The following is a 25,666-nucleotide window of genomic DNA, read 5'->3' as shown; positions in this document are numbered from 1 at the left end:
CTCCGGAGAGCTCCGGAGAGCTCCGGAGAGCTCCGGAGAGCTGAGGAGAGCGAGAATCCCTCAGCCGAGCACGATGCGCTCGATCTCTCTCAGCTGCGTGGCACCGACGCGTCCCCTCTCCAAGGAGCAGAGCCAGCGGAGCAGTTCGGGTGCGGCGTACACCTCGTCGTAGAAGCCGAGTTGCAGGTCGGCGATGTCGTCCTCGATCAGCCAGGTGTCGAGGGCGTCCTCGAGGTGCCGGTCGGCCGCGTCGGTGCGTGTTTCCGCCCATACGGCCAGCCAGGGCTTGAGAGTTCCGGTGGTGACCGCCAGTGTCTCCAGTACGTCGATGATGCGTGTGGTGGTGCGTGCGGTGGTGCCGGGGTGCATGTGCAGGGCCGAACGCCACCAGGCCTGCCACACCTCCTCCAGTGCCGCCCGCTCGGACGCGGGCCAGTCCCGCCAGCCGGCGGCGAGGTAGCGGGAGGCGACCATGTCGTGGAGGAGCCGGCCCTCGGTCAGCGCACGCACGATGCGGGGCGTCAGTCTGCGGTACAGGCCGGGAAAGTCGTCCCAGTGGTTCGTCGCTTCGTGGGCGACGTGCGGGATCAGGTCCTCCGGCACCAGGTGCACGGGGCCGGCGAGGACTTGAAGGTCGGACTCGGCGTAGCAGTAGGTGCAGCCGCCCACCGTGAACGGCAGGTCGGACAGCGGGGCGAAGGTGGCGTCCAGGGTGTCGAGTGCGTTCTGGAGGCGCTGGTGGGGGTCGGTGATGTGGGGTCGCATGTGGTGTTGCCTGACTGGACTCCGTCCGGCGTGCCGGAGAAGAGCGCGACGTTACCACCGGCGGGCGGACGGGTCGATCAGCGGCCCAGTGGCCTTCGGGGCAGCGGCGAGGAGTAGACGACGCTGGTCGTCACCGAGCCGAGTGCGCCGATCCTGCCCGACACCTCTTCCAGGTGCTGCATCGAGCGGGCCGCGACCTTGATGACGAAGCAGTCGTCGCCCGTGACGTGGTGCGCCTCCAGGATCTCCGGGGTGGCTTCGACCAGGTCGTGGAAGGGCTTGTAGTTGCCGTTCGGGTAACGCAGGCGTACGAACGCGAGGATGGGCAGGCCGAGGCGGTCCGGGTCCACCACCGCCGCGTACCCCTGGATCACACCCGCCTCCTCCAGGCGCCGCACGCGTTCGGTCACGGCGCTCGCGGACATCGAGACGGCGCGCGCCAACTCGGCGTAACTGGCGCGGCCCTCCCGCTGGAGGACGTCGAGTATGCGCCAGTCGGTGGCGTCCGTGGAATATCCGCTCATCCCCGAGAGGTAACAGGGAAATCCCCGGCCGTTCAAGAGGCGGCCGGGGATTGTTCGTACCTGAGTGCGTATCGGGCGTGCCGGTACAGGTGTCGGTACAGGTGTCAGTACAGGTGTCGGTGCAGGTGTCAGCGCGGGTGTCAGACGCCCGCGATGCTCTGGATCCAGGAACGGTACGCCGTCACGTTCGTGTACGCCGTCGTGGTCTGGCGGTCACTGGTGGAGGCGACGCCGACCTGTACGCCGTTGGCCATCATGGGGCCGCCCGAGTCGCCGCCCGCGGTGATGCCGTCGCCGCGCCGGGCGCAGATGGCCTGGCCCTGGTAGGCGTCGCGGCAGCCGCCGGTCACCACGACGTTGGCGACCTTCAGGAGCCGGGACTGGCAGTTGATCTCCGAGCCGCACTGGGAGGTGGCTCCCCAGCCGTACACCTGGACGGTCTGGTTCACCGACACGGAGCCCGGGTTGCCGAGGCGCGCGTAGGTGCCGGCCACGGAGCGGTCCAGCTGGACCAGGGACAGGTCCGAGGACGCGTGGTTCCTGACGCTGATGCCGTTGGCCGTGGTGCCGCCGGAGGTCTGGTCGAGGCTGCCGATGCGGAAGGAGAGACCGCCGCCGCTGACACAGTGCTTCGCGGTGAGGATCCAGGTGGGGGCGATGATCGTGGCGCTGCAGGTCTGCCGGCCGTTGGAGAAGAGCCTGGCCGCCCAGGGGGCGTTGCTGGCGTAGCCACCGCCGATGATCGGCTGGGGCCCGTTGCTCGATGTCACGGCGGGGGCGTCCGCGCGGGCGGCGGTCTGGGCCGCTGCCGTGGGGGCGAGCCCGAGAACGGCGAGGGCGGTGGCCGCGAGAGCGGGGACGAGTCTGGATATACGCACGTTCGTCTCCATTATGTGGGGATGAAGCGTCCTGGATGAGGACGAGGCTGCATAGGTATGCAGCCCTAGTGCACGCTCGGGAGGCGGGTTCTCTGTCGCGTGCATGCCATGTGCGGCAGGGGTGAATCTGGCAGAGGTGTTGTGCGTGGCGCAAGAGGCTGGCGGGGCTTCTGTTCGGCGCCGCCGTTCGGGCGGTTCGGTGCCGGTTGCGGCGCCGTGGGTGGGTTTGCGGGTCGTCGCATGATCAAACCGCTTGCTGGTACGGACCATTCTCGGCGGAAGGGCCGCGTTCCTGGCAACGCCCTTTCGCGACAACCCTGTTGGCCTCGCCTGCGGAGCCGACAGGGGAACCGTGCGTGGCCCTCACGAATTGCCGGGGATTCGACGGCGTCAGCGGTGGGACGCCGGGGATCGCCGCTTCAGACTTCCGGCCGCCGCCCATAGATTTTTCGCCATGAACAACGTGACCGGCGTGACCGGCGTGACCGACGTGAACAGTACGAACGGCACCAACGGGGTGCCGCCCGCCTCCCCGGCGGCGGCTGCCGCCTACTTCGGCGCGAGCCTCGCCTTCCACGCCGACGTCTCCGATGTGGCCTCCGCTCTCGCCGCGAACGACGACCCGGGCTTCGTGGTCATCGACACGCGCTCCACCGCCTCCTGGGACCAGGGACACGTGCCGGGCGCCGTCCATCTGCCGAACGCCCTCATCCCCGAGCAGGCGGAGGCGCTCCTCGACAAGTCGGTGCCGGTCATCACCTACTGCTGGGGGCCCGGCTGCAACGGCGCGACCCGTGCGGCTCTCGCCCTCGCCCAACGGGGCTTCCACGTCAAGGAGATGCTGGGCGGCTTCGAGTACTGGGTGCGGGAGGGCTTCGCGTACGAGACGTGGGAAGGCCGCGAGCGGCGTGCTCCCGACGCGCTCACCGCGCCGGTCGATGCCGGCGACTGCGGCTGCTGACCGGCCGCCCCCGCGCACGCACCCTCACGTCCACGCCGCGTGTGCCCGGGGGAGGGGGGTGGGAGGCGGAAAATCCGCGTGCGCGTCGGCGCCCGCGAGTCCACCATGGTCTGCCATGCCTCACCTGCCACAGCCCTCACCCGCACAACTCCGCCGCGATCCGCTCCCGTTGCGCGGCCGTACCGCGCTCGTCACGGGGGCCAGCCGACGCGGCGGCATCGGATACGCCGTCGCCCGGCGGCTCGCCGCGTACGGCGCCGGGGTCTATCTGCACCACCACGTCCCGCACGACGCGGCGATGCCCTGGGGCGCCGACCGCCCGGAGGCCGTCGTCGCCGGGGTGCGCGAAGCGCTCGGCGACCCGGAGGCGCCCGTCCACGCGGGGCCGGGCGACCTGACGGAGACCGACGCCCCGGCCCGCCTGATCGACACGGCCGCCGACGCGCTCGGCGGCCGGATCGACATCCTCGTCGCCAACCACGCGCTGAGCGGCAGCGACGGGACGCTCGACGAGATCGACGCGGCGATGCTCGACGCGCACTGGGCGGTCGACACCCGCTCCGTGATCCTCCTCGTCCAGGCGTACGCCCGGCTGCGTGCGCGGTTGCCGGACCGTACGCCCGGCGGCCGTGTCGTGATGATGACGTCGGGGCAGGACATCGCGGGCGGCATGCCGGGCGAGATCGCGTACAGCTTGCAGAAGGGCGCACTGGCGTCCGTGACCCGCTCGCTCGCCACCGCGCTCGCCGACCTCGCCACCACCGTGAACTGCGTCAACCCCGGGCCCGTGGACACGGGTTACCTCACCGGCGAGGCGTACGACGCGGTCGCCGCACTGTTCCCGGCGGGCCGGTGGGGCATGCCGGACGACCCGGCCCGGCTCATCGCGTGGCTCGCCACGGACGAGGCCGAGTGGATCACCGGGCAGGTCATCGACTCGGAGGGTGGCTGCCGCCGCTGACGTCCTTGGCCGGAACCGGCGGGCCGCCCTGGGCCGGAACCGGTGGGGCGCCCGCCAGGCCGGCGTACAGCGCGGTCGTGGCCATGGAGGCCCCGGCTTCCCGCGGCAGCCCGCTGACCTGCCCGTCGCCCACCTCCACGACTCGCCACCGCCCGTCGGAGTGCGGCGCGAGGTCCGTCGTCACGAACCGGCAGCCAAGTGCCGCCACCGCCCCGCGCACGGCATCGAGTCCGGGCGCGGGAACCCGGTCCGGAGTGTCCGGATGTGCGGTCACGAGCAGCACTTCTCCGTCCAGCCACCACACGCGGGCCTCGCCTCCCGCGACGAACGGCTCAAAGGCGCGTACCACCAACCCGCCGGCGAGTGCCTCCTCCTGCAATGCGAAGAACCGGTCGACCACCGCGGACAGCCGCGCGCCGTCCGCCAGTTCGGGCACGAAGCACGCCTCGTCCCACTCGTGCTTGCGGGACTTGACGTAGTCCTTGACGATCCCCGGGCCGGGCCCGAGCGGGGCCACGAGTTCCGTGAGCCGCTCGGCCGAGGGCGGCTCACCCGGAGCCGCCGCGCACCAGACGCTGCGCGGCGTGAGCGAGGCCCGCTCCAACGTGGCGTACCAGCCGGGCAGTTCGTGGGCGCGACCGTACGCGCCGGAGTCCGTGAGCAGTGCGCAGCCGCGCGCCGCGAGAGCCTCCTCCAGCTCTTCGTAGCGCGCGACCGGCACCATCCACCCCCGGTACCAGTACGGTCCGGACCCGCGCGGCACCCGTCCGACGGCGCGGGCCGCGTCACCGGACATGAGCGCGTCGTGGTCGACGAGGGCGACCTCGGCGCCGGTCGCCCGCGCGGCCGTGACCTCCGGTACGAACTCGGGGTCGGGCCGCGCGGCGCGCAGGGGGTCGGAGGGGAAGAGGAACCCGGTGCTCACAGCTCGGACAATTCGGCCACCAGGTCGTCGAGGCCCAGCGACCCCTGCGACAGCGCGGCCATGTGCCACGCCTTGGCGTCGAACGCGTCGCCGTGCCGTCGGCGCGCGTTCTCGCGGCCGAGCAGCCAGGCGCGCTCGCCCAGCTTGTAGCCGATGGCCTGGCCCGGCATGGTGAGGTAGCGGGTCATCTCGCTCGCCACGTACTCCGTGGGGCGGCCGCAGTGCGCGTCGTAGAACTCCTGGGCGAGGTCGGGCGTCCAGCGCTCGCCGGGACGGAAGGGCGAATCCGCCGGGATCTTCAGCGCCAGGTGCATGCCGATGTCGACGATGACCCGCAGCGCCCGCATCATCTGCGCGTCGAGGTAGCCGAGCCTGCGCTCGGGGTCGGTGAGGAAGCCGAGCTCGTCCATGAGCCGCTCCGCGTACAGCGCCCAGCCTTCCGCGTTGGCGCTGACGATGCCGACGGTCGCCTGGTAGCGGGAGAGGTCCGACGCGACGTGCGCCCACTGGGCGAGCTGGAGGTGGTGGCCCGGCACGCCCTCGTGGTACCAGGTGGAGACGAGGTCGTAGACCGGGAAGCGGGTCTCGCCCATCGTCGGCAGCCAGGTGCGGCCGGGGCGTGAGAAGTCCTCGGAGGGGGCCGTGTAGTACGGGGCGGCGGCGCCGCCGGGCGGCGCGATGTGGGACTCCACCTTTCGTACCCGCTCGGCGAGTTCGAAGTGTGTGCCGTCCAGGGCGTCGATGGCCTCGTCCATCAGCTCCTGCAACCAGACCCGGACCTCGTCGACGCCCTCGATGTGCGTCCCGTGCTCGTCCAGGTGGGCGAGCGCCACCCACGGCGTGGCCGCGCCGGGCAGGATCTTCTCGGCCTCGGTCCGCATCTCGGCGAGCAGCCGGTGGAACTCCGACCAGCCGTACGCGTACGCCTCGTCGAGGTCCAGGTCGGCGCCGTTGAAATCGCGGGAGAGGCGGGCGTAGCGCTCGCGGCCCACGATGTCGGGGGCGCCCTGGATCGCGGGCGCGTAGACGTCCCGCATCCAGTCGCGCAGCGCCACCACGGACGCGGTGGCGCCGAGCGCCGCGGCGTCCAGGTCGGCGCGGAGCGTGTCGGGGCCCGCGGACGCGAACTCCTCGAACCAGCCGCGCCCGCTCGCGCCGCCGCCCGCCTGCCCCGCCCACTCGGTGAGCTGCCCGATGAAGGTGTCGGTGGGCCGTGGCGCCCCGAACAGCTTCCGGTCCAGGCCGAGTTCGAGCGACGCGCGGTAGCCCTCCAGGGCGGCCGGCACGGCGCGCAGCCGCTCGGAGATCGCCGCCCAGTCCTCCTCCGTGTCCATGGGGGAGACGGTGAAGATCTCCCGCACCTGGTGCGGCATCGTGTGCAGATTGCCGACGGCGCGCAGCTCCTCCCCGGCATCGAGCACGGCCAGCCGCGCCGTGAGCCGCTCCCGCAGGAGCCGGCCGCAGCGGCGCTCGGCCTCGCTCTCCGCGCCGGGCCGCGCCTCCGCCTCGTCGAGCCGCTCCAGGGTCGTGCGCACCAGCCGCGCCAGTGCCTCCTGACCCTCGGGGGAGGTGTCGGGGAGCTTGCTGTTGCTCTCCTTCACGCCCAGGTAGGTGCCCGTGATGGGGTCGAGGGCGATGAGCTCGTCGACGTAGGTGTCGGCGACGGCGCGGGGCAGGGGGCCGGTGTTCGAATGCGGGTTCTTCGTGGCTGACATGTGGACATCCTCGTACGAGGAACGGGCGCGCGTCACCATGATTCAGTCACCATGATTCACCTGCTTCAGTCACCGTGATTCACATGATTCAGTCACCATGGTTCATCTGACGGGTTCGGCGGTTCCGGCGGGGCGTCGGGCGGCAGGAGCGGGCCGCACGACCACTGCTGGAAGATCAACCGGGTCTCCACGCGGGCCACTTCGCGCCGCGCGGTGAACTCGTCGAGGACGAGCCGCTGCAGATCCGCCGGACCGGCCACCGCCACGTGCACCAGGAAGTCCTCGGGCCCCGTGAGGTGGAAGAGGGACAGCGACTCGGGCAGCGCCCGGACGCGTTCCACGAAGGGGCCCACGAGATCCCGGCGGTGCGGCCGCACCTGCACGGACAGGAGTGCCTCGACCCCGCGGCCGAGCTTCGCCGGGTCGAGCCGCAGCTGGTGTCCGAGAATCACCCCCGACCGCCGCAGCCGCGTCACGCGGTCGAGACACGTCGACGGCGCGACACCGACCTGCGCGGCGAGGTCGCGGTAGGTGGTCCGGGCGTCGTTCTGCAACAGACGCAGTATGTGGAGGTCCACCGGGTCCAGTGCGACAGAATCGGCCATCGGCCGAACGTAACACGGGAGATGGGCCGCGGACTCCGGGTGATGTTCAGCCTGTGGCCCATGGAAGCGAACACCGGGACAGCACCGCACGCGCCCTCCGCCGACAGGACGGCACCGCACACACCCGCCGCCGACGGGACGACGCCACCGCGCGCTCTGGCCACCGAGGCCGTCCACGCGGGACGGGACGATCTGGCCGAAATGGGCCTGCACGCCCCGCCGATCGACCTCTCCACGACCTACCCCTCCCGCGACAGCCGGGCGGAGGCCGCCCGCATCGACGCCTTCGCCGCCGAAGGCGTCGTCGACGACGGACCGCCGGTCTACGCCCGGCTCGGCAATCCGACCGTCGCCCGCTTCGAGACCGCCCTCGCCCGGCTCGAAGGCACCGAGAGCGCGGTCGCGTTCGCGAGCGGCATGGCGGCCCTCACCGCGGTGCTTCTCGTACGGGGATCAGCGCGCCTGCGCCATGTCGTGGCGGTCCGGCCCCTGTACGGGTGCAGCGACCACCTGCTCACCGCGGGCCTGGTCGGCACGGAGGTGACCTGGGTGGATCCGGCGGGCATCGCCGACGCCATCCGCCCCGACACCGGCCTGGTGATGGTCGAGTCGCCCGCCAACCCCACCCTCGCCGAGCTCGACCTGGCCGAGGTCGCCCGCGCCTGCGGCACGGTGCCGCTGCTCGCCGACAACACCTTCGCCACGCCGGTACTCCAGCGGCCCGCCGAGAGCGGTGCCCGGCTCGTGCTGCACAGCGCCACGAAGTACCTGGGCGGGCACGGCGACGTCCTCGGGGGAGTGGTCGCGTGCGACGAGGAGCTGGCGCGCGGGCTGCGCCAGGTGCGGTTCGCCACGGGCGGGGTGCTGCACCCCCTCGCCGGATATCTGCTGTTGCGCGGCCTCGCCACGCTTCCGGTCCGGGTGCGTGCCGCTTCGGCGACCGCGGCGGAACTGGCGCGCCGCCTCACCGCCGACCCGCGCGTGGACCACGTCCACTATCCGCGCCTCGGCGGCGCCATGGTCGCCTTCGAGGTGCGCGGCGACCCGCACGAGGTGATCGCCGGCGTACGGCTGATCACCCCGGCGGTCAGCCTCGGCAGCGTCGACTCGCTCATCCAGCACCCCGCGTCCATCAGTCACCGCGTGGTGGACGCCGCGGACCGGCGCTCGGCCGGCGTGAGCGACCGGCTGCTGCGGATGTCGTGCGGCCTGGAGGACGTCGAGGACCTGTGGCGCGACCTGGACCGGGCGCTCGGCCCCGTGCCGGTCACCATCCCCGCGCCTGCGGCCACCGGGACCGTGGGCGCCACGGCCACCGAGGGCCTCAGGGGCGCTGCGCGTGGTCGTACGGCAGCCGCGAGGTGACCGGCGTCGCGTCCAGCCGGGCGGTGATCACCAGCGTGCCCTCCTCGATCTGGTAGTCGAGCGGCAGGCCGAGCCCGCGCATCGCGGCCACCATGCCGGTGTTGGACGCCCGCGTCACCGCGTACACGCTCTCGCAGCCCGCCTCGACCGCCATCGTCACCAGCCGGCCCAGCAGCTCGCTGCCGATGCCGCGGCGCTGCCAGTCGTCCTCGACGAGCAGCGCCACCTCGGTTTCGTCGCCGTCCCAGAGGAGATGGCCGATGCCGACGATCCGCCCGGAGGCGGTCCGCACCGCGAGCGTGCGGCCGAACCGGGGGCTGAGCAGGTGGTTCAGATAGCGGTCGGCGTCGTGCACCGGGCCGTGGTAGCGCATGTCCAGCGTGCGCCGCGAGCAGCGCTCGTGCATGGCCTTGGCGGCCTCGATGTCCGCCGTGCCGGCCCGCTGGACGGTGATGGAGTTGCCCTCCGGGAGCGTCAGGACGTCCTGGCTGCGCGGGATGCGCGGGCCGAGCCGCGTGTCGAGCTCCACGAGGGCCCGGGCGCGGGCGAACTCCGTCGGGGTGAACGGCAGATAGGGCCGCTCCACGGTGATGACCTCGCCGTCGGGGCCCTCCAGGCGCAGCACGGTCCCTTCGAGTACGCCCTCGACGGGGGCCGCGTCCGACGGCGCGGCCTCGTCCTGCCGGGGCCCCGGCCGCGACGTGGCGGGCAGCGAACGAATGGTGCAGCGGCCCAGCAGGTGGCGCAGGGCCAGGGGCAGTTCGGCCGCGTCGAGTGCGGTGCGGGTGGCGAGGCCGAGGATGCGGGTGGGGGCGTCCACCAGGTCGTGGGCGTCGGCGCGCTCGATCCAGGTGCCGGTGCCGCCCGCCCCGGCGATGGACCGCGTGATCTCGGCACCGGTCAGCTCGGCCGGAGCGCGCAGCAGGAATTCGTCGACGGTTCCCTCGGCCAGCGGGTGGGCCTGGAGGCTGAGGATGTCGATGCGGCGGTCGGCGAGGGCCACGCACAGCGAGGCCAGCGATCCCGGTTCGTCCCGCACAGTCGTACGCATGCGCCACAGGGTGGTGTCACCCGGCTGGACCGGCTCCGCGGGCGGTGCGGCGGCAGTGGTGGAAGTGGAAGTGGTGGAAGCCGTGGGGGTTGTCGTCATGCGCCCGGCCTGCTCCGCGTCCGCGGGTGGCCGGGCGACGGTATCGTGCGGCGGCGGCGCGTGGTTGTGGCGTCGCGCCCACCAGATGTGGAAGCCGGCCGTGGCGAGCAGCACCACGGCCGACACGAGCAGCAGGGCGGGCCCGTCGGGCCCGTGCCCCACCATGTTCGCCACGGCGTCGGCCACCGCGACGGCGGTGAACAGGGCCGCCAGTTCGACCACGTCGCGCCGCCAGTGATGGACGGGGCGACCGTGCTTGGTCCGTGTCACGTCAGGCATGTCAGCTCTCATACGTTCACTGTGCTGGACCGGTGTTTCGTGATCACGAACGCTCTGTGACTGGTGGGTAAAGAGGTCCTCTGTCCTTTTGGCGGCAATTGGCCCGGCGCTACTGCCCCACCCGGCCGGGCTGGAGGACCTTGCTGAACAGCACGCCGCCGCCCTCCTGCCGGAGCCGCACCGTCAACTCGCCGCTGCCGCCGTCGATGTCGACCTCGCCGAAGTACTGTGGGGTCTCGGCCGGCGAGGTGTTGGCCCGGCTCGGAGCCTTGAGGAACTTCTGCTCGGGACCGAACGTCGCGTCGAGCGGCGTCGCGGGAAAACCGCCCGCGGCGAGCGGCCCGGACACGAACTCCCAGAACGGCGCGAAATCCTTGAACGCCGCGCGCGACGGGTCGTAGTGCTGCGCCGAGGTGTAGTGCACGTCGGCGGTCAGCCACAGCGTGCCCGTGATCCTCTGGTGCTTGATGTGCCGCAGCAGTTCGGCGATCTGCAGCTCACGGCCCAGCGGGGCGCCGGGGTCGCCCTGCGCCACGGCCTCGAAGTTCGTCCTGCCGTCGGGCACGACGATGCCGAGCGGCATGTCGGAGGCGATGACCTTCCACACGGCCCGCGAGCGGGACAGCTCGCGCTTGAGCCAGGCCAGCTGGCGGGCGCCGAGGATGCCGGTGGCGTCGTCGGGCTGTCTGTTGGGGGAGTTGGCGTTGCGGTAGGTGCGCATGTCGAGCACGAACACGTCCAGGAGCGGGCCGTGCCGCTGTACCCGGTACACGCGGCCGTCCTCGTCGCCCGGCGGCAGCGTGGAGATGGGGAAGTACTCGCTGAAGGCCCGCAGCGAGCGTCCCGCGAGGACGTCCACGTTCTTCTCCGTGTACCGCGCGTCGTCCAGGATCTGCCCTGGGTACCAGTTGTTGCGCACCTCGTGGTCGTCCCACTGGATGATGGACGGCACCTGGGCGTTGAACCGCCGCAGGTTCTCGTCGAGCAGGTTGTAGCGGAACGCGCCGCGGAACTCCTTGAGTGACTCGGCGACCTTGGACTTCTCCTCCGTCGTGATGTTCCGCCACGTGGTGCCGTCGGGCAGCGTCACGCTGGGCGGGATGGGGCCGTCGGCGTAGATGTTGTCGCCGCTGCACAGGAAGAAGTCCGGGTTCCGCCGGCGCATCTCCTCGAAGACGCGGAAACCGCCGCGGTCCGGGTTGATGCCCCAGCCCTGGCCCGCGATGTCGCCCGACCACAGGAAGCGCACGTCCTCCTTGCGGCCCTTCGGCGTCGTACGGAACGTGCCGGTGACCGGCTTCCCCGTACGCCGCGGGTCGTCCGGGTCGGCGAGCAGCACCCGGTAGTGGATCTGCTCCCCCGCGGGCAGGCCGCGCAGCCGCGTCGTCCCCGTGAAGTCCGTGCCAGGGCCGAGCAACGGGCCCTGCCACCGCCGGGCGTTGCGGAACGACTCGGTGGCCGACGTCTCCACGATCATCCGGGCCGGGCGGTCGGACCGCACCCATACGAGCCCCGAGTGCGCGCTCACGTCTCCGGCCTGTACACCCCACCCGGCTTTCGGGCGTCCCGAAAGGGCGAGTGAAGGAGCCGCCCCGGCCAGTGCCGGCACGGCGAGCGCCGCCGGTACGGCGAGCGATCCGCGCAGCACGCTGCGGCGGCGGGGGGACGGGCTCGGCTGACGTTGCGACATGAATGCGCCTCCAGGTGACGGGTGCGACCAGTGTGCGGGTGCCGGGCCGGTACCGCGCCACAGCGCCCACGCGAAGCACAAGTGAACAACTCCCTACGGGCGTGGGGGAACCGCCGCGCGGAGATCGCGTCACCGGGGGCGGGCCGGGCCGCGTCGGCGTCGGTGAGGACAGGGACCTAGGCCCGCGGCCGTACGTCTCCGGGACCGAAGCCCGGGGTCGTACGACCGATGTCCGACAAGATCAACGACTGTCTACGCTCGGGACGAGAAGGCACGCCCACAGGCGAGCCGCACCGAAGGGGGAGCCCGTGTCCATCGACGCTCAGAGCCACATCCGCATCGCCCGCCCCTCCCGCGATCTGGCGGCGGCCGAGCGCTTCTGGACCGAAGGGCTCGGGCTGGCCGTCCTGTACAGGGCGGAGGGCGGCGGCGCACCCGGCGAGCACGACCTGCTCATGCTGGGCCTGCCCGACGCGTCCTGGCACCTCGAACTCGTCCACGAGGCGGCCGCTCCCGTCCGGCCGAACCCCACCGAGGAGGACCTGCTCGTCGTCTACCTCGACGGAGAGGTTCCCGACGAGCTGGTGGCGCGGCTCGAGGAGCGCGGCGGAAAGCGGGTCCTCTCGCCCAACCCCTACTGGAACGAGTGGGGCGTCACCGTCGAGGACCCGGACGGCTACCGCCTGGTGCTGTCCACGCGCGCGTGGTCCAACTCCTGAATCGCCGCCCGGGCCAGCAGACGCACGCCGTCGGCGATCCGGGCCGGTGACAGGTGCGCGTAACCAAAGGCCAGCTGGACCCCGTCGTCGGCGGTGCCATGGGGAGCGGCGTCTGCGAGGACGGTGTCGCCGGTGGCGGTCGGCATGCGGTAGGCGCTCAGCGGCCGGATCGCGATGCCGGCCGCGGCGGCCCGCGCCAGGAGTTCGTCCTGCGGGCCCCAGCGGCCGGGCAGCCGTGCGATGACGTGCAGTCCGGCCGCGATTCCGGTGACCCGTACGCCAGGGAAGTGCTCGTGCAGGGCGGCCACCAGTGCGTCCCGGCGCTCACGGTAGGCGCGCTGGCAGCGGCGCAACTGCCGGTCGTAGTCACCGCGTTCGACGAAGCGGGCCAGCAGCTCCTGGTCGAGGGCCGGATTGCCCAGGTCCATCACCCGCTTGCGCTCGACGACCTCGGCGGCCAGACCGCCCGGCACCAGCAGCCAGCCGAGGCGTAGCCCCGGAGCGAGCGATTTGCTGACCGACCCGGTGTACGCGACGTGTTCGGGGTCGAGCCCCTGCAAGGCGCCCACCGGGGCACGGTCGTAGCGGAAGTCCCCGTCGTAGTCGTCCTCGACGACCAGCCCTTCGACGGATCGCGCCCAGTCCAGGAGTTCCGCGCGGCGCCTCGCCGAATAGCCGATGCCGGAGGGGAATTGGTGGGCGGGCGTGGTGACGACCGCGCGTACACCCCGCTCCCGCAACGCCACAGGGTCCATGCCCTCCTCATCCACCGGTATGCCCACCGGGGTGATCCCCGCCGCGGTGAGCAGCGTGGCGTGCTCGGGGCTGCCGGGGTCCTCGACACCGATCGCCGTGTGCCCACGCGCGCGGAGGGCCAGCGCCAGCAGTGTCATCGCCTGGGCCACTCCGGAGCAGACGACGACGCGCTCCGGCTCCGCGACCACACCGCGGCGCCTCGTCAACAGGTCGGCGAGGACCGTACGCAGCCTCGGCAGTCCGCGCGGGTCCGGGTAGCCCAGCATGTGGTGCGGCAGTTCGGCCAGCACCTGGCGGTGGGCGGTCGTCCACGCCGAGCGGGGGAACAGCGTCAGGTCGGGCACGCCGGTCAGGAAGTCCACGCGCGCGTGCCCGTCACGCGGCGCCAGATCCCGCACCGTGGGTACCGCGGCCCGCGCCGCCTCCCCGACCCACGTCCCTGATCCGCGGCCGCTGCGCAGATAGCCTTCGGCGGTCAACTGCTCGTACGTCTCCGTGATCAGGCCGCGGGAGACGCCCAGGTCGGCGGCGAGCTCACGGCTGGAGGGCAGCCGGGTGCCCGCGGCGAGCCGCCCCGACCTGACCGCCTCGCGCAGAGCCGAACACAGATGGCGGCCACGGCTGCGCGAGGGGGCGGACACGGCGGGCAGGAGCAGCTCCCAGGCGGGGTGCCGGCGCTCGCGGTCGTCGGGACTCTGTGCGGTCAGTGCGATCCACCTCTTCGGTAGAGCTGCCGGGGAGCGGGCTGGTGGGAGGCCTGGGGGAGAGGCCGCATGGGAGCCCGGCGCGGTGAAGTGGTCCCCGAACAGGCCGTGAAAGTGGACCTTAATGGGAGCCGCCGCGCTTCCTAGCGTCGGGGCATGAACGCGAACTCCTCAAGCGGTGCACTCATCGCGGGCCTCGCCTGTCTCCTCGTCGGCGGCTCCTTCACCGCCAACAGCGTGCTGGGCGACTACCCGTACGCGGGCGGCCAGTTCGTCCGCTACGGCCTGGCCTGTCTGCTCCTCCTGCCCTGGCTCGGGAAAGGCACGGCCACCGCGCTGCGCCGGCTGTCGCGTCCCCAGTGGGGGCGTCTCGCGCTGCTCGCGGCCGTGGGGATGGTCGGCTTCAACATGGCGATCCTCGCCGCGGAACGGTCGGCGGAACCTGCCGTACCGGGTGTCTTCGTAGGATGCGCCCCGGTCGTCGTCGCTCTCCTTGTGCCACTCCTCGAACGGCGCACTCCCCAACGGGCCGTTCTGCACGGCGCGCTGCTCGTGGCCGCGGGGGCGTTCACGGTGCAGGGGTGGGGCCGGACGGACGCGGCGGGTCTTCTCTTCTCGGTGGGTGCGCTCGCGGGTGAGGTCGGCTTCGCGGTGCTCGCCGTCCCCGTGCTGCGGCCGCTGGGGCCGCGGCTGCTCGCGGCCGCGGTGTGCGCCGTCGCCGCCGTCGAAGCGGCCGTGCTGGGGCTCGTCGTCGACGGCGGCGGCTTCGTGCGGTGGCCCGACCGCACCGAAGGTGCCGCCCTGTTGTGGCAGGCGGTCGTCGTGACCGTCGTCGGTTTCGTGCTCTGGTACACGGGTGTCCAGCGCATCGGTGCCGAGCGGGCCACGCTCTTCTCCGGTCTCATCCCTGTCGCGGCGGCCGGCACCGCCCCGCTGGTGGGCACGGGCGCGTACGGGGCGCCCCAGGCCGTCGGCAGCGTGCTCGTCGGCGCCGGGGTGGCCCTGGGTTCCGGAGTCCTCGGCGGGCGCCGGTCAGCGGCGGCAGGTGTCGAGGATGACGCGGGCGACGAGGGCCGGGTCGTCGTGCATCGGGACGTGGCCGCAGCCGGGGAGCCGGACCAGCCGCGCGGCGGGGATGGCCTGCTTGGCACGGATCCCCTGGCGGCGCAGGAGCAGCCGGTCCCGCGTGCCCCAGGCGATGGTGATCGGCAGGCCCGTCACGTCGTCCTTGAGGAGGACGTCGCGCCCGGCCGTCAGCGTCGCCGCGAACCCCGTGGCCTCGCGAAGTGCGAGCGTCTCGGCGACGACGGCCTCGGGTGAACGGCGCCAGGGGCGGGCGTAGATGGTGCTCGTGAGCGCCGTGCGTCCGGCCGCGCTGCGGGACAGCCGCTCGATCGCGGGGACCGGCAGCAGGCGCGCGCCCCGCCGCATGGCGAGGAGCGTGGCGAACGCGTACCGGCGCTCGGCGGGCGACCAGAAGCCGCCGGGGGAGAGGGCGGTGACGGAGCGGACCCGCTTCTCGCGGGCCAGTTCGAGGGCGAGCAGGCCGCCCAGGGAGTTGCCCGCCACGTGCGGGCGGTCCAACTCCAGCGCTTCGCACAGCGCGGCGAGGGCCGGGACGACCGTGGCGAGGCCGTACGCCAGTCCGTCCGGGAGCGCGGGGGAGCGGCCGAAACCGGGCAGGTCCACCGCGATCACGTCGTGCTCGGCGGCCAGGATCCGGAAGACCGGGTCCCAGGCCTGCCGGTGGTGGCCGATGCCGTGGAGCAGCAGCAACGGCTCGCCGGCGCCCGCCCGTTCGTAGGAGATCGTCGCGGTGCGCGGGCCGTCGGGTGACGCGACGCCGAAGGAGACCTCTGCGGCCATGAACTGCTCCTGTCCCCGCCGCGGGGCGACGGTTCCTCAATACGTTAGACACGCTGTCAGCAACAATTACCGCTCAGTAGGCCCCAGTTCAAGAGGTGGCCAGGGGCCATCGGGAAGAACCGTGCGGGGCGCCCGTCACTGTGCTCCGTGCCGCACCCGAACCGCCTGGACAGGCGCGCTCCCGTGAGCTGGGATGGAAGGGTGGCTACCGACAGCATGACCGACGTCTTCGAAGAGCACCGACCAGTCCTGATGGGCGTGGCCTACCGCATGCTCGGCCGGGTGGCCGACGCGGAGGACGTGGTCCAGGAGGCGTGGCTGCGCTGGTCGGCGGCCGACCACGACCAAGTGCGCGAACCGCGCGCCTTCCTGGTGCGCGTCACCACCCGGCTCGCCATCGACCGCCTGCGCCACCTGCAGTCCCGGCGCGAGGCGTACGTGGGGCCGTGGCTTCCCGAGCCCTGCGTCACCGAGTTCGGGCCCACGGTCCCCGACACCGCGGAGCGGGCCGTGCTCGCCGAGTCCGTCTCGCTGGCGGTCCTCGTGGTCCTGGAGTCCCTCTCGCCCCTGGAGCGCGCCGTGTTCGTGCTCCGTGAGGCCTTCGGCTTCCCCTTCGCCGAGATCGCGCTCACGCTCGACCGCAGTGAGGCCGCCGTGCGCCAGCTCGCCGGACGGGCCCGCAAGCACGTGGACGCCGGCCGTCCGCGTTACAAGGTGGACCCCGCCGAGCGCCGCGACCTGACCGAACGGTTCCTGGCGGCGGCGAGCGAGGGCGACCTGGACGGACTGATGTCCCTCCTCGCGCCGGACGTCCGGCTGGTCGGCGACAGCGGCGGCAAGGCGAAGGCTCCGGTGCGCGTCCTGGAGACCGCCGACAAGGTGGGTCGGTTCCTGCACGGCGCCGTGGGCAAGGCGCTCAGGGAAGCGACCGACCTGGAACTCCGCTTCGTCGAGGTCAACGGCGCGGAATCCCTGCTCGTCCTCATCGACGGCAAGCCCGACAGCGTCTTCCAGTTGGGCGTCGCCGACGGCCACATCCAGGACGTCTACATCGTCCGTAATCCGGACAAGCTCACGACGCTCGCTCCGTAGGGCGCCGCCGCCGGACCACCTTCAAGAGCGCGTTCGCACAGTACAGAGCCCCCGTCCGGGAAGGGCGGGGGCTCCGTCGTGCGCCCGTTGCCGGCCGTTCACGCGCGCGTGGCCGATTACGCCTGCTTGGCCCCGTGCGAACTCCGCATGAATGCTCTGTGGCATCACCCCTGTGCAGGCTGTAACGGAACGAGGATTGGTCTTGACCAAGGGTGGGTGCGGCTTTATGGTCGCAGAGATAGTGCAGGAACCTTTAATAAACAAGGGCGCTAAAACGCCGCCGGATGACGGCGATTGCGGAGGACAGGGTGGGGACCACGCAGCTCGAAACGGCGCCGGAGCCGAAGTACTGGCACCTGAAGACGGTGCTCAGTGAGGCGCTCGACTCCGAATTCGCCGTGGGGGAGATCCTGCCGAACGAGCGGGAGCTCGCGGCCCGGTTCGGTGTCGCCCGCGCCACGCTCCGGCAGGCACTGGAACAGCTGGAGCTCGAAGGCAGGCTGCAGCGCCGCCGTGGAGTGGGCACGACTGTCGCTCCGCCGCGGATGGGTGTGGCCGTCGGATCCGCGCAGGGCAGCTGGCCGGGCGCGGTCGGCGACGCCTGGCAGCCCGCTGACTGCGCCCCGGCGGCCCCGCCCGCGGAGGTGGCCCGCATGCTGGGGCTCAGCGCGGGCGAACAGGTGCACGTGGTGCGCCGCACCCGCGTCTCGAACGGCCAGCCGGTCGCCGCCGAGCTGCTGTACGTGCCCACCTCATCGGTCGCCGAAGTGACCGGCATGGACGCGCCCTCCGGCGCGGCACGCGCGCGTGTCGTCCTGCGCGACCTGGCCCGGCTCGGCCTCGAGGGCCAGGACCGGGCCGTCGAGCTCGGCTCCGCCCGCGCCGACGACGCCAGGGCCCTCGACCGCCTCCCCGGAGCACCGGTGCTCGTCGTGACCACCCGCTTCTTCGCCGAGGGCCGCACGGCCGCGGTGTCCGTGGCCACCTACCGCGCCGACACGTGCAGGCTCACCTTCGGCGACACCGGCGGCGTGGAGATACACCACGAGTCGGAGCCCGACGCTTCCTGAGGTCCGGCCGCCCGACGCTTCCCGAAGTCCAGCCGCTGTCGAGGAGACCTCACCGCCGCGCGGTGACGGTCCCCTCGACGGCGAACAGCTGCTCCTCGACATGGTCGAGCGCCAGCCGCAGCGCGCCGGTCGACACCGCCGCCTCGCCGAGCATCGACAGCGCGACCCGCGGCGGCCGCAGACAGTAGCGCGCGAGCTCCCGGTGCAGCGGCTCCAGGACACCGTCCAGGCCCGCCGCCCAGCCCCCCACCACGACCAGTTCGGGGTCGAGGGCGAGAACCAGCGCGGCCACGTCGTGCACGAGCCGCTGGATGAAGCGCTCCACTGCTGCCTGCGCCCGCTCGTCGCCCTCACGCGCGTGGGCGAAGACCTCCGCGACGGCCGGCTCGTCCAGCGGGTGCAGCGGCTCCCCCGTGGTGGAGAGCAGCGTCTCCGGAGTGACCTCCCGGCCCAGCAGGTGCAGCGCGCCGATCTCGCCCGCCGCACCCCCGTAGCCCCGGTGCAGCCGCCCGCCGATCAGTGATCCCGCGCCCGGACTCAGCCCGGCCAGGACGAAGACCACATCGTCGGTGTCGGTCGCCGCGCCCTTCCAGTGCTCGGCGACGGCCGCAGCGTTGGCGTCGTTCTCCACCAGGACCGGACACTTGAACGACCGGCGCAGCCGCTCGCCCAGCTGCAGCCCCGTCCACTCCGGCAGCGCCGTGCTCAGCCGCACCGTGCCGTCCGCCTCCAGGATGCCGGGGCTGCCCACCCCGACGGCACGCAGCGAACTGCGGGCGATCCCGGCCCGGCGCAGCAGATCGGCGACCACGGTGCGCAGCCGTTCCAGCCGGTCGTCGGCGGCGGCGTCTTCGGAGACGCCCTTCGACGCCGTGCCGAGGACCTTGCCGTCCAGGTCCGACAGGACGGCGGCCACCCGGTGCGGACCGATCTCCAGACCGAGCAGATGGCCCGCCTCCGCACGGAACCGGAACTTCCGCGCGGGCCGTCCCTGGCGCCTGGCACCGACGTCCTCGGCGGCCGACTCCACCACGAGCCCGGCCTCTATGAGCCCCTCGACGACCCCCTCGACGGTGGGCCGGGAGAGCCCGGTCACGCGGGTGATCTCCGTGAGCGTCGCCAAGTCCGCGGCGCGCAGCGCGTGCAGCACCACCGCGGAGTTGATCCGCCGCAACAGAGAGGGGTCCCCGCCGGTCAGCCGCCCCAACGTCCGTCCTCCCAGCTCGTGCGCATGATGGCCGGATCGTACTCGCACGCGGGTTCGGCGGCGAGTGCCGGGCCCACCCGCACGCCGCGCGGACGCGTCATCCCGGTCACCCCGGAGAGACGAAACCGGATTCGTAGGCGGCGATGACCGCCTGCGTCCGGTCCCGCGCGCCCAGCTTCGCGAGCACGGCACTGACATGCGACTTGACCGTCTCCGTGCCGACCACCAGACGGGCGGCTATCTCCGCGTTCGACAGACCGCGTGCCATCAGCCGCAGCACCTCCGCCTCGCGCTCGGTCAGCGCCGCCTTCTCGAGCGTGGCCCGCGCCCGCGGATTACCGTGCTCCCCGCCGTACTCCCCGGCCAGCTGCCGGACCGCCTGCGGGAAGAGCAGCGACTCGCCCTCGGCGACCAGCCGCACCGCGTGCACGATCTCCGCCGGCCTCGCCCGCTTCAGGAGGAACCCGTCGGCCCCGGCACGCAGCGCCTCGTACACGTACTCGTCGTTCTCGAAGGTCGTCACCACCAGGATCTTCGGCGGGTCCTGCACCGTGCGCAGCACCGCGCGCGTGGCCTCGATGCCGTCGAGCAGCGGCATGCGGACGTCCATGGCGACCACGTCGGGGCGCAGTTCACGGACGAGGGGGATGACCGCCGCGCCGTCCGCGGCCTCGCCCACCACCCGGATGTCGGGCTGCGCCTCAAGGACGGCGCGCAGACCCGCGCGTACGAGAGGTTCGTCGTCGACGAGGAGCACTGTGACCGGCATCCGGCCAGCGTAGATCACTTCAGCGGCAGCTCGACGTGCACCTGCCATTCGTCTTCGTGCGGTCCCGTCGTGGCCCGCCCGCCGAGCAGCGTGGCCCGCTCCCTGATCCCGCGCAGCCCGCTGCCGCCCCGCCCGGTGACACCCGTCGACTCCGGAGGGAGCACATTGCGTACGTTCATGACCAGGCGGGCGTCGTCGACGGCGATGCGCAGCCGCACCGGCACCGGACCCGAGTGCCGCAGGACGTTCGTCAACGCCTCTTGGAGCATGCGGTAACCCTCGCGGGAGACCGGCCCCGGCACCCGCTCCACCGGGCCCGTCACCTCGACGTCGACCTTCGCCCCCGACGCGCGGGCGGAGGCCAGCAGGCGCTCGGCATCGGTGAGCGTGGGCCGGCCGCTCGCGGGCCGCCCGTCCTCCCGCAGCACGCGCAGCACCCGCTCCAGATCCTCCAGCGCGGCCCGGCCCGTCTCCTCGACCGCCTCGAGGGCGCGGTCGGTGAACTCCGGGTCGGCGGCGGCCCTCGCGGCACCCGCCTGGACGACGGCGACGGTCAGCGCGTGACCGATGGAGTCGTGCAGTTCCCGCGCGATGCGGTTGCGTTCGAGGAGCTGCTCGGTCCGCTCCTCCAGGACGGCGAGGCGCTCGGCGGGGGAGGGGCCGAGGAGGCGGCGCGCGGCCCGGGCCAGCAGGTGGCCCGCCACGACGAACATCGCGAGCTGCGCCAGGACGGCGAGGACGACCACCGGCACAGTGGCCCAGCCGTGCACGACGGGAAGGAGAAGACCGTCGCTGTCCTCGGGTTGGTCGATCGCGCCCATGGCCGCGAACACGATCCCCATGAACTGCCCCGTGAGCAGGACGACGGCACAGCCGGCCTCCACCCTGAGGACGAGCCAGGCCGCGGTCCTGGCCCGTTCACGCCAGGACGCGGACGGCGCCACCGACACCCCCGGATCCGCCCCGTCGCCCTCCACGCGCGCGTGCGGCCCCGGGAACAGCATCATCCGGGCCTGGAGCCCCTCGGCCCGTCGCATGGCGGGCACCATCCCGGCAAGCACCAGAAAGGGGATGGGGTCGGCCAGGACGAGCAGTCCCTCGGTGTACGAGGGACTGGAGAGGCCCGGGTAGACCGCGGCGAAGACCCAGGCGACCCCGGAGCCGATGAGGAGATGCAACCCCCGCGTATAGGTGACCGCACGCGTCAGAGGTCTCAGGAAGCCGGGCATTGCGCCATCGTGCCAGGTGATCGGGGCCGCGCGGCTCCCCCGTGAGGGGGAGCCGGACTCCCCGGGCGGGGGAAGACCCCGCGGGACGGCAACGGCCAGGCTGACGCCCATGACCAGCATCGACGTCCAAGACCTCACCAAGGAGTACGGCACGACCCGCGCCGTGGACGCCCTCACGTTCAGCGTCCGCCCCGGCCGCGTCACCGGCTTCCTCGGCCCCAACGGCGCGGGCAAGTCCACCACCATGCGCCTCGTCCTCGGCCTGGACCGCCCCACCTCGGGCACGGCCACGGTGGGCGGCCGCCACTACACCGGACTCACCGACCCGCTGCGCCACGTCGGGGCGCTCCTCGACGCCCAGGCGGCCCACGGATCGCGCACCGCACGCAACCACCTTCTCGCCCTCGCGGTCAGCAACCGCCTCCCGGTGCGCCGCGTCGACGAGGTCCTCGACGAGGCGGGTCTGGCGTCCGTCGCGGGCAAGAGGATCAAGACGTTCTCGCTGGGCATGCGGCAGCGGCTCGGCATCGCCGCGGCGCTCCTGGGCGACCCCGAGGTCGTGCTGCTGGACGAGCCCTCCAACGGTCTCGACCCCGAAGGCATCATCTGGATCCGCGAGTTGATGCGACGCCTGGCCCGCGAGGGCCGCACCGTCCTCGTCTCCAGCCACCTCATGAACGAGACCGCGACCTTCGCCGACCACCTCGTGGTCCTCGGCCGCGGCAGGCTCCTCGCGGACCGTCCCATGGCCGCGTTCATCGAGGCGCACAGCCACCCGCGGGTCCGTGTGCGCACGACGGACCCGGACCGGCTGCGCTCCATCCTGACGGGCAAGGGCTACGCCCTCGGGGAGGCCGTGGAAGACCGGTGGACCGTCGAAGGGGCAAGGGCCGAGGAGATCGGGGCCATCGCCGCGGGAGCCGGGATCCCGGTCCTCGAACTCGCCGACGAGCAGGCCTCCTTGGAACAGGCCTACCTCGCCCTGACAGCCGACGAGACCCAGTTCAAGGCGGCGGCCACCGCTGCCGCGTCCCGCCAGGAGGCCTGACCGTGTCCAGCACCGCCGCCCTGCCCGTGGCCCACGCCGAGTGGATCAAGATCAAGACCCTGCGGTCCAACTGGGGTTCGCTGCTCGCCGTCTTCCTGGTCACCGTCGCCGTCACCGCGCTGGCCTTCGCGTCGGTCGGCCAGGCCGAGGCGGACAACGCGGACGCCGAGCCGCTCTTCGACGCCTTCTACGCCCTCAACTTCGGCCAGATCGCGGCCATCAGCTTCGGTGCCACCGCGGTCTCCGCCGAGTACACGAGCGGCGCCCTGCGGATCTCGCTCGCCGCCGTGCCGCGCCGGGGACTCTTCTACGGCGCCAAGATGGCGGTCGTCGGCGGCCTCGCCCTGCTCGCCGGACTCGCCACCGCCTTCGGAGCCTTCCTGACCGGCCAGGCCTTCATGGGGGACCACGCGATCGGGCTCGGCCACCCGGGCGCCGTGCGGGCCTGCGTCGGCGGCGGCGTCTATCTGGCGCTGATGGCGCTCCTCGCGGCCGGTCTGACGGCCGTGCTGCGCAGCGGAGTCGCCGTCCTGAGCATCCTCATCCCCTTCACGCTGATCGTCTCCTTCGTGGTCGGCGACGTGGCGAGCGGGGCCGCGGGTTTCCTGCCCGACAAGGCGGGCCAGCAGGTGCTGCACGAGGACCCGACGGGGAGCCTCGGACCGTTGGCGGGGCTCGCGGTATGCGCGGCCTGGGCGGCGGCCGCGGTCCTCGCCGGCTGGTGGGCGGTGCGGCGACGCGACGCGTGACTGATTGTCAGTGGCGCCCGCTTTACTGGATGTCATGAGTCTGGACGCCATGAGTACCGCACAGCATCTCGCCACGATCGACCTGCTGCGCTCCCGGGACTTCCCCGCCGAGCACGGCAGGTCGCCGAGCGGTTCCGGGGGACCCGGGTTCCACATCGCGGAGTTACTGACGAGCGACACCTTCTGGGAGGACGACGGCACCCGCTGGGAGGCCACCGAGGAGCAGTACGAGGCGGAGCGTGACGCGCTGACCGTGCTCCTGGCCGACCGCTGGGGTCCGCCGCAGCGGTTCAGCCTGGCGAGTCTCTTCGAGCGCACCGTGGCCGTGGACTTCGGCGAGGCGGACGAGGAGATACCGGAGCCGTGGGCCCAGTTGAGTTCCTGCGTGCCGGATCTGCACCTGTGGCAGGTCGACGGCCGCTGGATCGCCCTCGGTGTCGCCCAGTGGGACAAAGAGCTGCCCTTCCAGCTCCTCGCCGTCGTCACGGAGACGGACCCGCCGTGAGGACGCGAGCGGCGCCGGTGCCGTCAGAGGCGCCCCCGGAGCCGTCAGAGGAGGCCGAGCGAGCCCGAACCCGTCGCCTCGAAGCAGCGGGCGACGTCCGCCTCCGTCACCCCGGCCAGCTCCGCGGGCGACCAGCGAGGCCTGCGGTCCTTGTCGACGACCTGGGCCCGGATGCCCTCGGGCAGATCGGGCGAGGCCAGCACGGCACAGGACACCCGGTACTCCTGCTCAAGGACCGCCTCCAGAGACGGCAGTTCCCGTGCCCGGCGCAGCGCGGCGAGGGTCACCTTCAAGGACGTGGGGGACTTCGCCAGGATCGTCTCCGCCGCCTCCTTCGCATGCCGGTCGCCGCACGCGTGCAGCCGGTCGACGATCTCCTCGACGGAGTCCGCCGCGTAGCAGTGGTCGATCCACTCGCGGTGCCCGGCCAGCTCACCGGCGGGGGCATCGGCCGCATACTGCCGCACGGCCTCGGACGGCTCCGTCCCGGCGATCGCCGCCGTGAACTCGCGCAGCCGCTCCGACGGTACGAAGTGGTCGGCGAGCCCGCACAGCAGCGCGTCGCCCGCACCCACCGCCGTGCCGGTCAGCGCGAGATGGGTGCCGAGCTCCCCGGGCGTGCGCGTCAACAGGTAGGTGCCGCCCACATCGGGCACGAAGCCGATGCCGGTCTCCGGCATCGCGACCCGGGACCGTTCGGTGACCACCCGCACACTGCCGTGCGCCGAGACACCCACGCCGCCGCCCATCACGATGCCGTCCATGACGGCCACGTACGGCTTCGGGAAGCGGGCGATCCGGGCGTTGAGGCGGTACTCGTCGTGCCAGAACGCGGCCGACGCCGCCGCGCGGCCCGCGCGCACGTCGTCGTGGATGGAGCGGATGTCGCCGCCCGCGCACAGTCCGCGCTCCCCGGCGCCGGTGAGCACCACCGCCGCCACCGAATCGTCCCGCTCCCAGGCGTCGAGGGCGTCCGCCATGATCCGCACCATGGTGTGGTTCAGGGCGTTGATGGCCCGGGGCCGGTTCAGGACGAGGTGCCCGGCGTGTCCCTCGCGGCGGAGCAGGACGGGGGAGTCGTCGGGGGCGTCGGGCGTGGCGTGCATGGTGCGGGTGGCTCCGTTCGGGAGGGGCGGGGTCAGGGGCGGTCGGTACGGAACGCGTCGAGGATCCGCTCGGCGGCCGACGTGGCCGTCAAGGTGCCCTCGCGGACGCGCTGTTCCAGGTCCGGGGCGACCCGCTGCACCTCCGCGTCACCGCGCAGCCTGCCCAGGAGCTCGTCCCGCACCATCGACCACGTCCAGTCGACCTGCTGGTCGCGGCGTTTGGCGGCGAGGCGGCCGGTCGAGTCGAGGAGGGTGCGGTGCTGCTCGATCCGCTCCCAGAGCGTGTCAAGACCGCTCGACTCACGGGCACTGCACGTCAGGACGGGCGGGGTCCAGGCCGAGTCGGCGGGGTGCATGAGTCGGAGAGCGCCCGCCAGTTCACGGGCGGCCGAGCGTGCGTCCCGCTCGTGCGGCCCGTCCGCCTTGTTCACGGCGATGACGTCCGCGAGCTCCAGGACACCCTTCTTGATGCCCTGCAGCTGGTCGCCCGTGCGGGCGAGGGTCAGCAGCAGGAACGTGTCCACCATGTTCGCGACCGCCGTCTCCGACTGGCCCACGCCCACGGTCTCCACGAGCACCACGTCGTACCCCGCCGCCTCCATCACCACGATCGACTCGCGCGTCGCCTTGGCGACCCCGCCGAGCGTCCCGGCGGAAGGAGAGGGACGTACGAACGCGGCGGGATCCAGCGAGAGCCGCTCCATCCTGGTCTTGTCGCCCAGGATGGAGCCGCCCGTGCGGGTGGACGACGGGTCGACGGCGAGCACCGCGACCCGGTGCCCGAGCGACGTGAGCATCACGCCGAGCGCGTCGATGAACGTGGACTTGCCCACGCCCGGCACCCCGCTGATGCCGACCCGCCGCGCCCGCCCACTGTGCGGAAGCAGCTCCGTCAGCAACTCCTGCGCCAACGCCCGGTGTTGCGGCCGGGTCGACTCGACGAGGGTGATGGCGCGCGCCACGTACGCACGCTTCCCGTCGAGGACGCCCTTCACATACGCATCGATGTCGATCGTCACAGGCATGGG

Annotated in this window: 24 protein-coding genes and 1 pseudogene; 10 read left to right on the top strand and 15 right to left on the bottom strand. The window is 72.6% G+C overall.

The window, feature by feature from the left end:
- Nucleotides 1-60: 60 nt before the first annotated feature.
- The 3 genes from ACI2L3_RS13845 to ACI2L3_RS13835 form a co-directional block, all read right to left on the bottom strand.
- On the bottom strand, nt 61-765 hold the full coding sequence (locus ACI2L3_RS13845) for a hypothetical protein (protein WP_404752579.1): 705 nt from the start codon (nt 763-765) through the stop codon (nt 61-63).
- A gap of 77 nt (nt 766-842) precedes the next feature.
- On the bottom strand, nt 843-1,289 hold the full coding sequence (locus ACI2L3_RS13840) for an Lrp/AsnC family transcriptional regulator (protein WP_404752578.1): 447 nt from the start codon (nt 1,287-1,289) through the stop codon (nt 843-845).
- 140 nt (nt 1,290-1,429) lie between these two features.
- The gene (locus tag ACI2L3_RS13835; RefSeq protein ID WP_404752577.1) at nt 1,430-2,167 is read right to left on the bottom strand and encodes a S1 family peptidase; all 738 of its coding nucleotides are present in this window, start codon (nt 2,165-2,167) and stop codon (nt 1,430-1,432) included.
- A gap of 454 nt (nt 2,168-2,621) precedes the next feature.
- Here ACI2L3_RS13835 and ACI2L3_RS13830 point away from each other — a divergent pair, with 454 nt between their 5' ends.
- Together ACI2L3_RS13830 and ACI2L3_RS13825 are read left to right on the top strand one after the other, a co-directional pair.
- A complete protein-coding gene (locus ACI2L3_RS13830; RefSeq protein WP_404752576.1) occupies nt 2,622-3,128 on the top strand; it encodes a rhodanese-like domain-containing protein in 507 nt (168 codons plus the stop codon).
- Between the two features lie 115 nt (nt 3,129-3,243).
- On the top strand, nt 3,244-4,089 hold the full coding sequence (locus tag ACI2L3_RS13825) for an SDR family oxidoreductase (protein ID WP_404752575.1): 846 nt from the start codon (nt 3,244-3,246) through the stop codon (nt 4,087-4,089).
- On the opposite strand, the gene ACI2L3_RS13820 is transcribed toward ACI2L3_RS13825, so the two are convergent.
- From ACI2L3_RS13820 to ACI2L3_RS13810, 3 genes are all read right to left on the bottom strand, one after another.
- Nucleotides 4,058-5,014, bottom strand: a complete 957-nt coding sequence (locus ACI2L3_RS13820) for an ATP-grasp domain-containing protein (protein WP_404752574.1) — start codon at nt 5,012-5,014, stop codon at nt 4,058-4,060. The genes ACI2L3_RS13825 and ACI2L3_RS13820 overlap by 32 nt on opposite strands.
- Nucleotides 5,011-6,729 carry a DUF885 domain-containing protein gene (locus ACI2L3_RS13815; RefSeq protein WP_404752573.1) on the bottom strand — a complete coding sequence of 573 codons (1,719 nt, stop codon included), beginning with the start codon at nt 6,727-6,729 and terminating at the stop codon, nt 5,011-5,013. Before ACI2L3_RS13815 ends, ACI2L3_RS13820 begins: the two co-directional genes overlap by 4 nt.
- A gap of 92 nt (nt 6,730-6,821) precedes the next feature.
- Nucleotides 6,822-7,334 carry an Lrp/AsnC family transcriptional regulator gene (locus ACI2L3_RS13810; RefSeq protein ID WP_404752572.1) on the bottom strand — a complete coding sequence of 171 codons (513 nt, stop codon included), beginning with the start codon at nt 7,332-7,334 and terminating at the stop codon, nt 6,822-6,824.
- 60 nt (nt 7,335-7,394) lie between these two features.
- Between ACI2L3_RS13810 and ACI2L3_RS13805 the strand changes: the two genes are divergently transcribed.
- Complete coding sequence (locus tag ACI2L3_RS13805; RefSeq protein ID WP_404752571.1) at nt 7,395-8,699, top strand: trans-sulfuration enzyme family protein; 1,305 nt, start codon at nt 7,395-7,397, stop codon at nt 8,697-8,699.
- Here ACI2L3_RS13805 and ACI2L3_RS13800 read toward each other — a convergent pair.
- Both ACI2L3_RS13800 and ACI2L3_RS13795 read right to left on the bottom strand, forming a co-directional pair.
- Nucleotides 8,659-10,128, bottom strand: coding sequence for a GNAT family N-acetyltransferase (locus tag ACI2L3_RS13800; RefSeq protein WP_404752570.1), 1,470 nt, complete (start codon nt 10,126-10,128; stop codon nt 8,659-8,661). The genes ACI2L3_RS13805 and ACI2L3_RS13800 overlap by 41 nt on opposite strands.
- 109 nt (nt 10,129-10,237) lie before the next feature.
- Nucleotides 10,238-11,818, bottom strand: coding sequence for an alkaline phosphatase D family protein (locus ACI2L3_RS13795; protein ID WP_404752569.1), 1,581 nt, complete (start codon nt 11,816-11,818; stop codon nt 10,238-10,240).
- A gap of 308 nt (nt 11,819-12,126) precedes the next feature.
- Here ACI2L3_RS13795 and ACI2L3_RS13790 point away from each other — a divergent pair, with 308 nt between their 5' ends.
- Nucleotides 12,127-12,537 (top strand): VOC family protein, encoded by a 411-nt coding sequence (locus ACI2L3_RS13790; RefSeq protein WP_404752568.1) that lies wholly within the window; start codon nt 12,127-12,129, stop codon nt 12,535-12,537.
- On the opposite strand, the gene ACI2L3_RS13785 is transcribed toward ACI2L3_RS13790, so the two are convergent.
- Complete coding sequence (locus tag ACI2L3_RS13785; protein ID WP_404752896.1) at nt 12,495-14,000, bottom strand: PLP-dependent aminotransferase family protein; 1,506 nt, start codon at nt 13,998-14,000, stop codon at nt 12,495-12,497. The genes ACI2L3_RS13790 and ACI2L3_RS13785 overlap by 43 nt on opposite strands.
- Before the next feature lie 153 nt (nt 14,001-14,153).
- On the opposite strand from ACI2L3_RS13785, the pseudogene ACI2L3_RS13780 reads away from it, so the two are divergent.
- Nucleotides 14,154-14,990, top strand: a pseudogene (locus ACI2L3_RS13780) (EamA family transporter); the annotation flags it as partial.
- Between the two features lie 39 nt (nt 14,991-15,029).
- Here ACI2L3_RS13780 and ACI2L3_RS13775 read toward each other — a convergent pair.
- Nucleotides 15,030-15,863 carry an alpha/beta fold hydrolase gene (locus ACI2L3_RS13775; RefSeq protein ID WP_404752567.1) on the bottom strand — a complete coding sequence of 278 codons (834 nt, stop codon included), beginning with the start codon at nt 15,861-15,863 and terminating at the stop codon, nt 15,030-15,032.
- Nucleotides 15,864-16,064: 201 nt separating this feature from the next.
- On the opposite strand from ACI2L3_RS13775, the gene ACI2L3_RS13770 reads away from it, so the two are divergent.
- Nucleotides 16,065-16,955 carry an RNA polymerase sigma-70 factor gene (locus tag ACI2L3_RS13770; protein ID WP_404752566.1) on the top strand — a complete coding sequence of 297 codons (891 nt, stop codon included), beginning with the start codon at nt 16,065-16,067 and terminating at the stop codon, nt 16,953-16,955.
- Nucleotides 16,956-17,263: 308 nt separating this feature from the next.
- Nucleotides 17,264-18,025 carry a GntR family transcriptional regulator gene (locus ACI2L3_RS13765; protein WP_404752565.1) on the top strand — a complete coding sequence of 254 codons (762 nt, stop codon included), beginning with the start codon at nt 17,264-17,266 and terminating at the stop codon, nt 18,023-18,025.
- A gap of 49 nt (nt 18,026-18,074) precedes the next feature.
- Here the strand turns inward: ACI2L3_RS13765 and ACI2L3_RS13760 are convergent, their stop codons facing one another.
- The 3 genes from ACI2L3_RS13760 to ACI2L3_RS13750 all read right to left on the bottom strand — a co-directional run bounded on the left by ACI2L3_RS13760 (nt 18,075) and on the right by ACI2L3_RS13750 (nt 21,230).
- On the bottom strand, nt 18,075-19,232 hold the full coding sequence (locus tag ACI2L3_RS13760) for an ROK family transcriptional regulator (RefSeq protein ID WP_404752564.1): 1,158 nt from the start codon (nt 19,230-19,232) through the stop codon (nt 18,075-18,077).
- 106 nt (nt 19,233-19,338) lie between these two features.
- Entirely contained in the window at nt 19,339-20,001 is a 663-nt protein-coding gene (locus tag ACI2L3_RS13755; protein ID WP_404752563.1) for a response regulator, read from the bottom strand.
- 14 nt (nt 20,002-20,015) lie between these two features.
- On the bottom strand, nt 20,016-21,230 hold the full coding sequence (locus tag ACI2L3_RS13750) for a sensor histidine kinase (RefSeq protein WP_404752562.1): 1,215 nt from the start codon (nt 21,228-21,230) through the stop codon (nt 20,016-20,018).
- 109 nt (nt 21,231-21,339) lie between these two features.
- On the opposite strand from ACI2L3_RS13750, the gene ACI2L3_RS13745 reads away from it, so the two are divergent.
- The 3 genes from ACI2L3_RS13745 to ACI2L3_RS13735 are packed head-to-tail and all read left to right on the top strand — an operon-like array spanning nt 21,340 to nt 23,532.
- Entirely contained in the window at nt 21,340-22,278 is a 939-nt protein-coding gene (locus tag ACI2L3_RS13745) for an ATP-binding cassette domain-containing protein (protein ID WP_404752561.1), read from the top strand.
- Nucleotides 22,275-23,027 (top strand): ABC transporter permease, encoded by a 753-nt coding sequence (locus ACI2L3_RS13740; RefSeq protein WP_404752895.1) that lies wholly within the window; start codon nt 22,275-22,277, stop codon nt 23,025-23,027. The genes ACI2L3_RS13745 and ACI2L3_RS13740 overlap by 4 nt, the downstream gene beginning before the upstream one ends.
- A 49-nt stretch (nt 23,028-23,076) precedes the next feature.
- Nucleotides 23,077-23,532 (top strand): hypothetical protein, encoded by a 456-nt coding sequence (locus tag ACI2L3_RS13735; RefSeq protein ID WP_404752560.1) that lies wholly within the window; start codon nt 23,077-23,079, stop codon nt 23,530-23,532.
- Nucleotides 23,533-23,576: 44 nt separating this feature from the next.
- On the opposite strand, the gene ACI2L3_RS13730 is transcribed toward ACI2L3_RS13735, so the two are convergent.
- Together ACI2L3_RS13730 and meaB are read right to left on the bottom strand one after the other, a co-directional pair.
- Nucleotides 23,577-24,638, bottom strand: coding sequence for an enoyl-CoA hydratase/isomerase family protein (locus ACI2L3_RS13730; protein ID WP_404752559.1), 1,062 nt, complete (start codon nt 24,636-24,638; stop codon nt 23,577-23,579).
- Nucleotides 24,639-24,670: 32 nt separating this feature from the next.
- Nucleotides 24,671-25,663, bottom strand: a complete 993-nt coding sequence (meaB, locus tag ACI2L3_RS13725; protein ID WP_404752558.1) for a methylmalonyl Co-A mutase-associated GTPase MeaB — start codon at nt 25,661-25,663, stop codon at nt 24,671-24,673.
- Nucleotides 25,664-25,666: the final 3 nt, after the last annotated feature.

The sequence above is a fragment of the Streptomyces sp. NPDC029674 genome, from assembly GCF_044903205.1.
Classification (GTDB): Bacteria; Actinomycetota; Actinomycetes; order Streptomycetales; family Streptomycetaceae; genus Streptomyces.
The sequence above is the reverse complement of the archived record's forward strand: the minus strand, read 5'-3'. Positions and strand labels throughout refer to the sequence as shown.